We start from the raw sequence: 13,539 nt of genomic DNA on the forward strand, positions 1-13,539 counted from the left end.
TGATTTAAAACTTCATTTTTAATTTAAAAGGATCTAGGTGAAGATCCTTTTTGATAATCTCATGACCAAAATCCCTTAACGTGAGTTTTCGTTCCACTGAGCGTCAGACCCCAGCACCTGGTCGCTTTCAGCTGTAAGCGTCGCGGTTTCTGCCCGAGCTGTGGGGCGCGGCGGATGGCCGAAAGTGCCGCCTTGCTGGTTGATGAAGTACTGCCTGAACAACCCATGCGTCAGTGGGTGTTGAGCTTCCCGTTTCAGCTGCGTTTCCTGTTTGGGGTCGTTTGCGGGAAGGGGCGGAATCCTACGCTAAGGCTTTGGCCAGCGATATTCTCCGGTGAGATTGATGTGTTCCCAGGGGATAGGAGAAGTCGCTTGATATCTAGTATGACGTCTGTCGCACCTGCTTGATCGCGGCCGCGATAGCTAGATCGCGTTGCTCCTCTTCTCCATCCGCGTTCCAAGCTGCGGAAAGGCACCCATAAGCGTACGCCTGGTCGAGCAGGCGACGCGGATCGACGTCCAGCGCACGAGAGAATGCGTCCGCCATCTGTGCAATGCGTCTAGGATCGAGACAAAGGTCGTCTCTGTCAGCCGGATCGTAGAACATATTGGCGGCGCCAAAGCCCACTTCACCGACCAGACCGACGGGATCTATCACCAGCCAGCCGCGACTGGAGAACATGATGTTTTCATGATGCAGATCGCCATGTAGCCCACGCAGTTCCGAGGCATTGCTCATCATTTGATCGGCTATAATCGCCGCGTGGACGTAGTCAGTTTGACAACCTGCGTTTTGATCATCGCGCGCCCGCTGAAACAAAGCTGCAAAGCGATCCCGGATCGGGAGAAGGGCAGAAGGCAGGGGTTCCTCAGATGCGGCATACAGCTTCGCCATTAGTTCCGCTGCAATTTCGGTCGCCTGGTAGTCGCCGTGCTCGGCAACGATGTGAGAGAGCATTCGCTCCCCGGCATATTCGAGCAACATCAGATTGTTCTCACGACCGAGCAACCGGACTGCTCCCTCCCATTGCGCCATACCAGATAGTCGGCCCCGCGCAGTTCATCAGCAATGTCTTCTATAGGTTTCAATCCCTTGACGATTGCAGGAGTCCTGTCTGGCAATGAAACTTTCCAAACGAGGCTGGAAAAGGTGTCCGCAATGAGAACAGGTTGCGAAACGTGCCAATGAGCAGGAAAAACAGGCGGCATGAACATCAACCCCAAGTCAGAGGGTCCAATCGCAGATAGAAGGCAAGGCGTTCGCGGTCGGGGGCTTCGATCCCAATACATTGAATAGGACAGCGAAGGCGCGCTCTGCTTCATCTGGCGCTGCCCAGTTCTCTTCGGCGTTAGCAATCATGAGTGCCAAATCGGCATAGCGATCTGCTGTTCCGAGCCGCCCAAGGTCGATCAGACCCGTGCATTGAAGAGTTTTAGGGTCCACCATGAAGTTCGGCATGCAGGGATCACCATGGCAAACAACCATATCGGTGCGCTCTTGGTCGAGCCGCACCGGTAGCTCTCGTTCGACACGAGCCAAAAGATCGAGCTGCGGCGTACTCTTGTCCTCGTCCGGTAAGAAGTCGGGATTGACGGCATTGCGGGACACCACATCAACGGCGCGTCCGAACATTCGCGACAGCCTGCGCTCAAACGGACATTGATCAACCGATAGGCTGTGAACAGCGCCAAGTTGCTGCCCCATTGACGGCCACGCTTTGAGCAAATCCGCTCCAGACAGATCAGCCGCCGGTACTCCCGGAATTGCCGTTATCACCAAGCATGCACCCTCCTGTTCCTCCTGCCAGTTGATCACCTCGGGGCAAGCCACACCTCGACCTTTGAGCCAAATGAGGCGGTCACGCTCTCCAGCGAGCTCACCGCGGCGGGAAGCAGGTGCGATTTTCGCGAAGGCATGCCCGTCACCACGTCGAAAAACAAAATCACCAGATTCTCCGCCTCTGACAGGCAACCAGTCAGAATGCGATTCACCAAAAAAAATATTAGTTCGATTCAATGGAGGTTCCTTCAGTTTTCTGATGAAGCGCGGAGGTGGCTCAACTTGGGGTTCTAGGGATTTTCCCCTCTAAAGTAACATAGAACGCTACAGGTATTATATTATATGGTCTGTGGCGGTGGGTTACCTTCCAATATTCTGCCATCTTATATAAACACCATCAATCATATTGGCGTTTATTCATCATGGCAATTAGTAATGAACTCTCGATTCTGACTCAGGCAGAACAACGAGACTTGTATTCAGCACCTCAGTTTTCTATTGAGGAACAACGTTTGTATTTTTCGCTAAACGATGTAGAACAGGCCGAATGCCGTACTATCAGGCTTACTAAACATCGTTGTTATTTCGTGGCGCTTCTGGGCTATTTTAAATCTAAGCCAGTGATCATTGCTCCGAGTTTCCGTGATATCAGTATCGACATGCAGTTTATTGCCTCCCAAATTCAAAGAGGTAAAGGGATCAGGCCTTTCAGTGTCAGTAAAATGCAGCGTGACCGTATTTACTCAAGGATACTGCGTCTACTAAATTACAATAAGTGGAATGAAAAACAGCACCTCAATGCTCTGTGCCACCACCTGGTTTACATTGGTCATGCCTGGCTGGAGCCTCGACACCTCTTTGATGCGGCCATTGAATACCTTGCCAGCCATAACATTGCCATTCCTAAGTACTCCGTGCTTCAAAGACTGATAAGCCGCACAATGCAACAGGTCAGAAAAGACCTGACGCTCCAACTGAATCAACTTACCAGTAATGAACTTAACGTCTTTCTGGACAACATAATCACTACTAAAGACGACGGGCTGAGTCTGAGCCATCTCAGGGGTGGTGCCAAAAGTCTGACCGTGCCTGAGCTTAAAAAAGAGCTCGCCATTTACCACCGGTTAGCACCATGGCACACGCAAATAAATGACGTTGTGGACAGGCTCAATCTGTCGCTAAAAAATCGACAACACTTCAGCGGCCTTATTGATTACTACGGCAGTAAAGTGCGGCGCTTCAAACGCTCACAGCAGCACCTGTGGTTACTGTGTCATCTGACAGAGCGCATGCAACTTGCACTGGAGCGCCTGACGGATGGGTTTGTTTACCATATCCGAAAACAACAGGAAGCCGCCAACGCCTTTGCACAACAAGCAGTGTTCCTGTCCTGGCAGTCAGCTGCGGACAATGTCACGAAAGCGGCAGAGCTACTGCATCTGTTTGTGGATGAGAACATTGATGATAATCAACCCTTCTCAGTAGTCAGACAACAGGCATTGAAGGTCATGAATGACAGGGATATCCAGACCCTCTGCCTTTACCTGAAAAAACAGAAACGGACCGTGGAAGAGTACCAGTGGCAACATTACGATGAACAATGCAATCTCCTGGAGCAACTGTTAAGGCAGGTGTTCTTGTGCCTTGAATGTGAGGCCGGTAAAGGCTCAGAAGCCGTCGTCGCCCAACTTCAACAGATGCAGACGGAAATCGCATTCGGTGGACCACTGAAGACGATGGATACGTCGCTCATCCCGAAAAAGCACCTCCCATGGTTGGTTAAACAGGATAACGTTAACCCGCAACGTTACGAATGGCTGCTCTACCGGCAGTTAACCTCACGACTGAATGGACGCATTTATTTGCCAAATGTTACCAAATACCGCGCACTGGAAGACGACCTGATCCCCCAGACATCGCAGGATACCTTGCTGGCCTCATCAACACTGGACAGACTAAAACAGCCCGCAGAGTTATTGTTACAGGAGAAACAACACCGGCTGGAAAGTGCACTCAAAGACGTTGCTCTCCATATTGATGAGGGAGACAATCGAAATGTGATCATGAAAAATCGTACCGGTACCCGCTGGCGTCTGCCGACCAAAAGCGCTACATCTCTGGTCAACAATCCCTTTTTTAAGCGAATGCAACCGGTCGGTATCGCGGATGTACTGCGGTATGTAGAGCGCGAAACCGGGTTCATGAAATGTCTGACTCATGTACTTCCGATACAAAAACAAGGGTTCACTCATCAGGATGATTTACTGGCCATTCTGATTGCCAACGCCACTCACCGTGGTGTGTATGGCATGGCGCAGATCTCCGATCGAAGCTATGAACACCTGAGTACGGTGCAGGCCAACTATATCCGGCCTGAAACGCTGCATGACGCCAGCGACGTGATCAATAATGCGGTTGCAGCGCTACCCATCTTCCGCCACTACCATATTCAGGAGGACCAGCTGCATGCCAGTGCGGATGGTCAGAAATTCGAAACCCATCTGGAAACCTTTAAAACCCGGTACTCCTCTAAGTATTTCGGCACCAACAAAGGGATCACGGCCATGACACTGGTGGCCAACCACAGCGCCCTCAATGCTCGGATCATCGGTTCCAACGAGCACGAATCACACTATATTTATGACCTGTTACAATCCAACAGCAGTGAAATCAAACCTGACGTACTCTCGACAGATACACACGGTGTCAATCATGTTAACTTCGCCTTACTGGATCTATGCGGTTACAGTTTTGCACCGCGATACGCGCAGTTCAGTAGTGTCATCAATGATCTGTTTGATGTGACTGAAAGTGAACAAGGCAGCACCATACTGGCGCTAAAGAAGCCTATCAGAACGAATGTTATTACAACGGGATGGCAAGATATCAGGCGTATTGTTCTGTCACTTCAGACAAAGCGGACGACACAAGCAATGCTGGTAAGAAAGTTGTCTGGTTACCCTTCTGGACACCCAATATTACAGGCTCTGACGGAGTATAATCGACTGGTTAAAGCGCAATATTTACTTGACTACATCGACGATGCCAGTTTGCGGCAGTATGTGCAACGTGCCCTGAACCGGGGAGAAGCATGGCACTTCCTTAGACGAGCCATTGCGTCGGTGAATGGTGATCAGTTCCGTGGCAAAAACGAGTCTGAAATCGCTATCTGGAATGAATGCGCAAGATTGCTTGCCAACGCGATCATCTACTTCAACTCCGCGATACTGAGTCATCTTCTGGGACACTTTGAAGCGAGAGGAGATGAAGAGAAAGCGGGTATCACTCGTGCTGTTTCGCCCGTTGCGTGGCAAAATATCAACTTAAGCGGAACGTATAACTTCACTAATACTGGGAAATTGCCCAATATTGGCGAAATAACAAGGCCGATAGTGGATGATTAGGCTCCAAGCTGAAAGTAAACCACCTCCGCAGCCATTTATTGGTGTGGTCTACAGAGGATTATGTCTTTTTAGAGGGGAAAATCCCTAGAACCCCACCTTGAGACAGAACGCGCCTTGGTCAGAATCCCAGTCGCTGGGCGGGTTTGCGCCTACGCTCTTGACCCCCACGAGGTCTGGAAAGGGTACGACAACGCCAAAGAATACGCGGCCTTCGTGACCAAGACGCTGGTCAACAAGGACGGCGATATTAAGCGCCGGATCATGTCGATGTTTAGCCCAGAGGAACGCCCAGACGACAGGGAGTGACGGGCACTGGCTGGCAATGTCTAGCAACGGCAGGCATTTCGGCTGAGGGTAAAAGAACTTTCCGCTAAGCGATAGACTGTATGTAAACACAGTATTGCAAGGACGCGGAACATGCCTCATGTGGCGGCCAGGACGGCCAGCCGGGATCGGGATACTGGTCGTTACCAGAGCCACCGACCCGAGCAAACCCTTCTCTATCAGATCGTTGACGAGTATTACCCGGCATTCGCTGCGCTTATGGCAGAGCAGGGAAAGGAATTGCCGGGCTATGTGCAACGGGAATTTGAAGAATTTCTCCAATGCGGGCGGCTGGAGCATGGCTTTCTACGGGTTCGCTGCGAGTCTTGCCACGCCGAGCACCTGGTCGCTTTCAGCTGTAAGCGTCGCGGTTTCTGCCCGAGCTGTGGGGCGCGGCGGATGGCCGAAAGTGCCGCCTTGCTGGTTGATGAAGTACTGCCTGAACAACCCATGCGTCAGTGGGTGTTGAGCTTCCCGTTTCAGCTGCGTTTCCTGTTTGCCAGCCGGCCCGAGATCATGGGGTGGGTGCTGGGCATCGTTTACCGCGTCATTGCCACGCACCTGGTCAAGAAAGCGGGCCATACCCACCAAGTGGCCAAGACGGGCGCGGTCACCCTGATCCAGCGTTTTGGATCGGCGCTCAATCTGAATGTTCACTTCCACATGCTGTTTCTCGACGGTGTGTATGTCGAGCAATCCCACGGCTCAGCGCGTTTCCGCTGGGTCAAGGCGCCGACCAGCCCAGAGCTCACCCAGCTGACGCACACCATCGCCCACCGGGTGGGTCGCTATCTGGAACGGCAAGGCCTGCTGGAACGGGATGTCGAAAACAGCTATCTGGCCTCGGATGCGGTGGATGACGACCCGATGACACCCCTGCTGGGGCACTCGATCACTTACCGTATCGCTGTCGGTTCACAGGCGGGGCGAAAGGTGTTCACTTTGCAAACTCTGCCGACCAGTGGTGATCCGTTCGGTGACGGGATTGGCAAGGTAGCCGGGTCCAGCCTGCACGCCGGCGTGGCGGCCAGGGCCGATGAACGCAAGAAGCTCGAACGGCTGTGCCGGTACATCAGCCGCCCGGCGGTATCCGAGAAGCGGCTGTCGTTAACACGAGGCGGCAACGTGCGCTACCAGCTCAAGACGCCGTACCGGGACGGCACCACGCACGTCATTTTCGAACCATTGGATTTCATTGCAAGGCTGGCCGCCCTGGTACCGAAGCCCAGAGTCAACCTAACCCGCTTCCACGGGGTGTTCGCACCCAACAGTCGGCACCGGGCGTTGGTCACGCCGGCAAAACGGGGCAGGGGCAACAAGGTCAGGGTGGCTGATGAACCGGCAACACCAGCACAACGGCGAGCGTCGATGACATGGGCGCAACGGCTCAAGCGTGTTTTCAATATCGACATCGAGACCTGCAGCGGCTGCGGCGGCGCCATGAAAGTCATCGCCTGCATTGAAGACCCTATAGTGATCAAGCAGATCCTTGATCACCTGAAGCACAAAGCCGAAACCAGCGGGACCAGGGCGTTACCCGAAAGCCGGGCGCCACCGGCTGAGCTGCTCCTGGGTCTGTTTGACTGACGAGCCTGAAGGCCAACGATACCAATCAAAATGCTGCGTTCACAGCGCCGCGGCAGGGATCCGCCGTGCTGGTTGTCGGAAAAGGAGCCGCTAGTGGGAAAGAGGAGGGTAAATTTTCAGCGTTGCTGGCTCCCCGTCAGCCGGATTGGGTTGCATCGCAGGGGTGTCGAAAGAGTCAACTGCGGTCCAAAGCTGTTGGACTTGGGTGAAAAGGGCGTTTATTCTTCCTATACGTATGATTCAAACTGCAGATGAGTTACATTTGAAAGAAAAGGTGAAAAAACCAATTGAGAAATTATTGCATGTGCTTAATGCCTCAAATAAAAAATTAATTATTCAATACCGATCATTATGAAACTATCATTAATTGTTGCCATGGATAAAAATTTTGGCATTGGTAAAGACAACGATTTGTTATGGAAATTGCCGGCTGATATGAAATTCTTTAAAGAAACTTCAACAGGTCATGTAGTAATAACCGGACGTAAAAATTATGAATCTATTCCTGAGAAATTTAGACCCTTGCCAAATCGTGAAAATGCCGTTTTAACTCACCAAATCGGCTATCAAGCACCAGGAGCTCATGTCTTTTTTTCACTTACTGAATGTTTAGAGTTCTATAAAAATGAAACCGAAAGAACTGTTTTCATCATTGGTGGGGGACAAATTTATGCAGAAGTTATGCAGCGAAACATCCTTCAAGAAATGTATATCACACAAGTAGATGGAGTGTTTGACGCAGATACTTTTTTTCCTAAATTTTCTGAATCTGAGTGGAATAGTGAAACTGTACTGAAACAGGGTATTGATGAAAAACACGCTTTTGCTTTTGAAATAAAAAAATATACACGTAAATAACTCTAAAACTTACTGTTTTTGTTGAAATGTTTTGTATGTAACGGTTTCAAAACTTCAACGACCTTACTAACTTTGCCTCCTTATGATTTTATGTATAGCTGAAAAACCTTCTGTGGCAAAAGATATTGCCGAAGTAATTGGTGCAAAACAACGCAACAACGGCTTTTATGAAGGAAATGGCTATTGGGTAACCTGGACTTTTGGCCATCTGTGTACATTGAATGAACCCCATGATTACAAAGAAAATTGGAAATACTGGAAATTGGAAGATCTGCCAATTGTACCTAAAAAATTTGGCATTAAACTAATTGATAACGATGGAGTAAAAAGGCAATTTGCTGTTATTGAAAAATTGGTAGCATCTTGTTCTGAAGTCATCAATTGCGGGGATGCCGGGCAGGAAGGGGAGTTGATACAAAGATGGGTATTGGCACCTGGTCAAGAAAGCGGGCCATACCCACCAAGTGGCCAAGACGGGCGCGGTCACCCTGATCCAGCGTTTTGGATCGGCGCTCAATCTGAATGTTCACTTCCACATGCTGTTTCTCGACGGTGTGTATGTCGAGCAATCCCACGGCTCAGCGCGTTTCCGCTGGGTCAAGGCGCCGACCAGCCCAGAGCTCACCCAGCTGACGCACACCATCGCCCACCGGGTGGGTCGCTATCTGGAACGGCAAGGCCTGCTGGAACGGGATGTCGAAAACAGCTATCTGGCCTCGGATGCGGTGGATGACGACCCGATGACACCCCTGCTGGGGCACTCGATCACTTACCGTATCGCTGTCGGTTCACAGGCGGGGCGAAAGGTGTTCACTTTGCAAACTCTGCCGACCAGTGGTGATCCGTTCGGTGACGGGATTGGCAAGGTAGCCGGGTCCAGCCTGCACGCCGGCGTGGCGGCCAGGGCCGATGAACGCAAGAAGCTCGAACGGCTGTGCCGGTACATCAGCCGCCCGGCGGTATCCGAGAAGCGGCTGTCGTTAACACGAGGCGGCAACGTGCGCTACCAGCTCAAGACGCCGTACCGGGACGGCACCACGCACGTCATTTTCGAACCATTGGATTTCATTGCAAGGCTGGCCGCCCTGGTACCGAAGCCCAGAGTCAACCTAACCCGCTTCCACGGGGTGTTCGCACCCAACAGTCGGCACCGGGCGTTGGTCACGCCGGCAAAACGGGGCAGGGGCAACAAGGTCAGGGTGGCTGATGAACCGGCAACACCAGCACAACGGCGAGCGTCGATGACATGGGCGCAACGGCTCAAGCGTGTTTTCAATATCGACATCGAGACCTGCAGCGGCTGCGGCGGCGCCATGAAAGTCATCGCCTGCATTGAAGACCCTATAGTGATCAAGCAGATCCTTGATCACCTGAAGCACAAAGCCGAAACCAGCGGGACCAGGGCGTTACCCGAAAGCCGGGCGCCACCGGCTGAGCTGCTCCTGGGTCTGTTTGACTGACCCGTCCCAAACGATTCCGATCACGATGCTGCGGTAATTCAGCCGCGGCAGGGATGCGTTATGCCGGCGGCTTGGGTTGGCCCCGGCTGTCGGGAAAAACGGGTAAATTTTCGGCGGGATCGATGGCTACACGGGCCGGATTCAGAATCACCCACTGGCAAAGCAGGCCGTCATTCGCGGTCTACAGTGGCTGGACTTGGAGAAAAACGGCGTTTATTCTTCCTATACTCACAATCACTAAAAAATCTTGCGCATTGATTTTCAGTTCTATGTCTTTTAGGGCTTGTACTTTTCCGTCGTAAACCTTGTTTATTTTCTTAAAGGTTACGCTTGCCATCGGCTAATACTTTTTGCTCCTGTCACGATGTAGTTTGTCGAGTTTTGCCTGCTCGGCAATCAATCGGCTATATGCGCCTATAACCAATTTCTTTTTTTCTGGCGAAACCATTTTAGAGTATACATCAAACATGGCAAGCCATTGTTTGTATGTCCATTCCGAAATAAACGCCTCCTCGTGAAGATCGATTTGCTTTCGTATCCGCTTTTGTTGTTCGTATGAAAAAACTTTTTTTGTTTTTTCCTTAAAAAATCTGCCTGGCGCGGAATATACAAAAGCCAAGAAATCCCAGTAGTCGATTAGCGGCAATTTTTTTATGTCGCAGTATTCTTTTTTGTGAAAGTTCACAAAAAATATTGATACATTCGGGCTTGGCGAAAAGTCCGCTTTATCAAAGTTGTGAATGACTTTGATTTCGTAAATCGGCTTAAAAAGTAGCGACTTAAATCCATCTTGGCACAAAGGCTCACCTGCGTACTTATATACCGCCTCTTGTTGCATGACGAGATATAAATCCTCGGGCGTCCTTCCCGTCGTCAAAAGTTTGCTCAAAATATCCGCAGTCATGTTGAATGGTATGTTAGAAAAAACTTTGTACGGCTCGCTCGGCAAATCTACTGTTAGAAAGTCCCTGTTCAGCAGAACTAAATCCTCGTGCCCCTTTAATTGCTCAAGCAATCGCCTGTACAATTCCGCGTCGTACTCTATCGCAACAACTTGTCTACAGCGTCCAAGTAAGGCTCGAGTGATAATTCCTTTGCCGGGTCCGATTTCATAAACCAAATCATCGCAAGTTATATTGCTAAGTCCGACTAGTTTATTTACTAGTTGGGCATTGTGTAAAAAATTTTGAGAGTCTTTTATGTTGCGTTCCAATAGCCTACTCCTTTACCCGTGTGGCTATTTGATTTTTTGTTGCCGTTGGGTGTATCGTTATTGGTAAACTCGTATTTTTCATAGAGTTGCGTACTCTAATTCTATACAAGGCAATACTTAATATATTTTAGCATATATTTTAGCAAATATATTAGGAAAACACAATACATTTTAGAGTGGTTTCGAAAATAGTTAAATAAAAATGACTTGTAAAGGATATTCCCCGCAAAGGTTCAGTTCTGCCGTGCTGAAAAATTGCTTATTCGTAAAAGAATAGGCAGCTTTCTTTTTTGTTCGCCCCTTTTATTTCATAGAGTACTCAACTCTATTTACAATAGAGTGGGAGTGACTGGCACTCACAGGCAATGTCTGGCACTGGCTGGCATCACAGCTGAGACTTCAATATCTCGCAGCTGAGCGATAAACTGTATAAAAACACAGTATCGCAAGGATGCGGATCATGCCCCAAGTGGCGGCCAGGATGGCCAGCCGGGACGAGAACACTGGTCGTTACCAGCGTCACCGGCCCGAGCAAACCCTGCTCTATCGGATCGTCGAAGAATACTACCCGACGTTCGCTGCCCATTTGGCGGCGCAGGGCAGGGAACTGCCCGGTTATGTGCAACGCGAGTTTGACGCCTACCTCAAATGCGGCCGTCTCGAACACGGCTTTCTGCGGGTGCGTTGTGAGTCGTGTCACGCTGAGCACCTGGTTGCGTTCAGCTGCAAACGTCGGGGCTTCTGTCCTAGTTGTGGCGCACGGCGTATGGCCGAAAGCGCCGCGCTACTGGTCGATGAGGTTCTGCCCGTACAGCCCATGCGCCAATGGGTACTCAGCTTTCCCTTTCAATTGCGCTTTCTGTTCGCCAGCCGGCCGGAGGTCATGGGCCGGGTGTTGGGCATCGTTTACCGCGTCATCGCCACGCATCTGGTCAAGAAAGCGGGCTATACCCACCAAGCGGCCAAGACCGGTGCCGTCACCCTGATCCAGCGCTTCGGCAGTGCACTGAACCTCAACATTCACTTTCACATGCTGTTCCTCGATGGCGTGTACGTTGAGCGTCCCAATGGAACAGCCCGGTTCCTCTGGGTCAGGGCGCCGACCAGCGCCGAACTCACCCAACTGGCGCACACCATCGCCCATCGGGTCGGCCGCTATTTGGAGCGGCAAGGCCTACTGGAGCGGGATGCTGAAAACAGTTACCTGGCCTTGGATGCGGTGGATGAAGATGCGATGACTCCACTGCTGGGGCATTCCATCACGTATCGCATCGCCGTGGGGCCACAGGCAGGGCGCAAGGTGTTCACCCTGCAGACACTGCCCGCCTGCGACCCGGAAGATCAGTTTGGTGACATGCCCGGTAAGGTTGCCGGTTTCTCGCTACATGCCGGCGTAGCGGCCAAGGCCCATGAGCGCAGCAAACTCGAACGGCTGTGCCACTACATCAGCCGCCCGGCGGTATCCGAGAAGCGGCTGTCGTTAACACGAGGCGGCAACGTGCGCTACCAGCTCAAGACGCCGTACCGGGACGGCACCACGCACGTCATTTTCGAACCATTGGATTTCATTGCAAGGCTGGCCGCCCTGGTACCGAAGCCCAGAGTCAACCTAACCCGCTTCCACGGGGTGTTCGCACCCAACAGTCGGCACCGGGCGTTGGTCACGCCGGCAAAACGGGGCAGGGGCAACAAGGTCAGGGTGGCTGATGAACCGGCAACACCAGCACAACGGCGAGCGTCGATGACATGGGCGCAACGGCTCAAGCGTGTTTTCAATATCGACATCGAGACCTGCAGCGGCTGCGGCGGCGCCATGAAAGTCATCGCCTGCATTGAAGACCCTATAGTGATCAAGCAGATCCTTGATCACCTGAAGCACAAAGCCGAAACCAGCGGGACCAGGGCGTTACCCGAAAGCCGGGCGCCACCGGCTGAGCTGCTCCTGGGTCTGTTTGACTGACGAGCCTGAAGGCCAACGATACCAATCAAAATGCTGCGTTCACAGCGCCGCGGCAGGGATCCGCCGTGCTGGTTGTCGGAAAAGGAGCCGCTAGTGGGAAAGAGGAGGGTAAATTTTCAGCGTTGCTGGCTCCCCGTCAGCCGGATTGGGTTGCATCGCAGGGGTGTCGAAAGAGTCAACTGCGGTCCAAAGCTGTTGGACTTGGGTGAAAAGGGCGTTTATTCTTCCTATACGTTGTTCAGAATAACATTGTTCCGCCAACAATCAATTCGGTAGATATTGAACCTGAATATAGGGATATATTTAACTTGACGTTACACCAATCACAACAACGGCAAGTGAATTACGCAATGAGTAATACTTTTGGTTTTGGCGGACACATTGCCACAAGTATTTTTAAAAAATATGCTGAATAGAGAGTAGGTGCTAACTTCGGTTTGCTCGTGTTGGCGCTAAATCGAAAGTTCAAGTATCCCAACATGTTCCTTCGTATAGAAGTTAAAAGTTGGCAATTATCGTAGAACAACCTACAGACAACACCAATATGTAACCGATAAATAATTACAAAATATGACCGACAGAGTAAACATCATCAATAACTACATCGATGGATACAACCAATTTGATATCAAAAAAATGGTTGCAGACCTTGACGATAATATTGTTTTTGAAAACATTCAAAATAATGATATAAGTTTATCGCTGAAAGGGTTAACAGCGTTTAAACAACAGGCAGAAACAGCAAAAACATACTTTGCAAAGAGAACACAGACAGTTAAATCGTTTAGGCATTTTGACAACAGCACTGAAATAGAAATTGATTATACAGCAATTTTAGCAATTGACTTTCCGAACGGCTTAAAAAAAGGGCAAAAGCTAAAGTTATCAGGAAAATCCGTGTTTGAATTTAAAAAAAACAAAGTGATTAAATTGACAGACATTAGTTGACATTA

Annotated in this window: 6 protein-coding genes and 7 pseudogenes; 10 read left to right on the plus strand and 3 right to left on the minus strand. The window is 50.7% G+C overall.

What is annotated here, in order from left to right; translation table 11 throughout:
• Positions 1-99 precede the first annotated feature (99 nt).
• Positions 100-273 (plus strand): annotated as a pseudogene (locus GTH24_RS20450) (transposase zinc-binding domain-containing protein); the annotation flags it as partial.
• A gap of 106 nt (positions 274-379) precedes the next feature.
• Here the strand turns inward: GTH24_RS20450 and GTH24_RS20455 are convergent.
• A pseudogene (locus GTH24_RS20455) lies at positions 380-1,215 on the minus strand (APH(6)-I family aminoglycoside O-phosphotransferase).
• A pseudogene (gene aph(3'')-Ib, locus GTH24_RS20460) lies at positions 1,215-2,017 on the minus strand (aminoglycoside O-phosphotransferase APH(3'')-Ib). Before aph(3'')-Ib ends, GTH24_RS20455 begins: the two co-directional pseudogenes overlap by 1 nt.
• Positions 2,018-2,202: 185 nt before the next feature.
• On the opposite strand from aph(3'')-Ib, the gene GTH24_RS20465 reads away from it, so the two are divergent.
• From GTH24_RS20465 to GTH24_RS20490, 6 genes and pseudogenes are all read left to right on the plus strand, one after another.
• Positions 2,203-5,184, plus strand: a complete 2,982-nt coding sequence (locus GTH24_RS20465) for a Tn3 family transposase (protein WP_140114247.1) — start codon at positions 2,203-2,205, stop codon at positions 5,182-5,184.
• 93 nt (positions 5,185-5,277) lie between these two features.
• Positions 5,278-5,490 (plus strand): annotated as a pseudogene (locus GTH24_RS22415) (repA); the annotation flags it as partial.
• A gap of 111 nt (positions 5,491-5,601) precedes the next feature.
• Positions 5,602-7,095 (plus strand): IS91-like element ISCR2 family transposase, encoded by a 1,494-nt coding sequence (locus GTH24_RS20470; protein WP_001120888.1) that lies wholly within the window; start codon positions 5,602-5,604, stop codon positions 7,093-7,095.
• Positions 7,096-7,440: 345 nt separating this feature from the next.
• The gene (locus GTH24_RS20480) at positions 7,441-7,953 is read left to right on the plus strand and encodes a dihydrofolate reductase (RefSeq protein ID WP_086371372.1); all 513 of its coding nucleotides are present in this window, start codon (positions 7,441-7,443) and stop codon (positions 7,951-7,953) included.
• A gap of 82 nt (positions 7,954-8,035) precedes the next feature.
• Positions 8,036-8,383 (plus strand): annotated as a pseudogene (locus tag GTH24_RS20485) (toprim domain-containing protein); the annotation flags it as partial.
• Between the two features lies 1 nt (position 8,384).
• A pseudogene (locus GTH24_RS20490) lies at positions 8,385-9,413 on the plus strand (IS91-like element ISCR2 family transposase); the annotation flags it as partial.
• A gap of 340 nt (positions 9,414-9,753) precedes the next feature.
• Here GTH24_RS20490 and erm read toward each other — a convergent pair.
• Positions 9,754-10,626 (minus strand): 23S ribosomal RNA methyltransferase Erm, encoded by an 873-nt coding sequence (gene erm, locus GTH24_RS20495; protein WP_084929516.1) that lies wholly within the window; start codon positions 10,624-10,626, stop codon positions 9,754-9,756.
• Positions 10,627-11,086: 460 nt separating this feature from the next.
• Between erm and GTH24_RS20500 the strand changes: the two genes are divergently transcribed.
• From GTH24_RS20500 to GTH24_RS20510, 3 genes and pseudogenes are all read left to right on the plus strand, one after another.
• A complete protein-coding gene (locus tag GTH24_RS20500) occupies positions 11,087-12,586 on the plus strand; it encodes a transposase (RefSeq protein ID WP_164526953.1) in 1,500 nt (499 codons plus the stop codon).
• Positions 12,587-12,822: 236 nt separating this feature from the next.
• Positions 12,823-13,002, plus strand: a pseudogene (locus GTH24_RS22280) (beta-ketoacyl synthase); the annotation flags it as partial.
• A 154-nt stretch (positions 13,003-13,156) separates the two neighbouring features.
• Complete coding sequence (locus GTH24_RS20510) at positions 13,157-13,534, plus strand: hypothetical protein (protein ID WP_044502095.1); 378 nt, start codon at positions 13,157-13,159, stop codon at positions 13,532-13,534.
• Positions 13,535-13,539: the final 5 nt, after the last annotated feature.

This window comes from Proteus vulgaris (assembly GCF_011045815.1).
GTDB classification, from domain to species: Bacteria; Pseudomonadota; Gammaproteobacteria; order Enterobacterales; family Enterobacteriaceae; genus Proteus; species Proteus vulgaris_B.

Bases quoted from the DNA above. Each gene is read 5' to 3' on its own strand.
- GTH24_RS20500 (WP_164526953.1), top strand. From the start codon at position 11,087: ATGCCCCAAGTGGCGGCCAGGATGGCCAGCCGGGACGAGAACACTGGT.
- GTH24_RS20510 (WP_044502095.1), top strand. From the start codon at position 13,157: ATGACCGACAGAGTAAACATCATCAATAACTACATCGATGGATACAAC.
- GTH24_RS20470 (WP_001120888.1), top strand. From the start codon at position 5,602: ATGCCTCATGTGGCGGCCAGGACGGCCAGCCGGGATCGGGATACTGGT.
- GTH24_RS20465 (WP_140114247.1), top strand. From the start codon at position 2,203: ATGGCAATTAGTAATGAACTCTCGATTCTGACTCAGGCAGAACAACGA.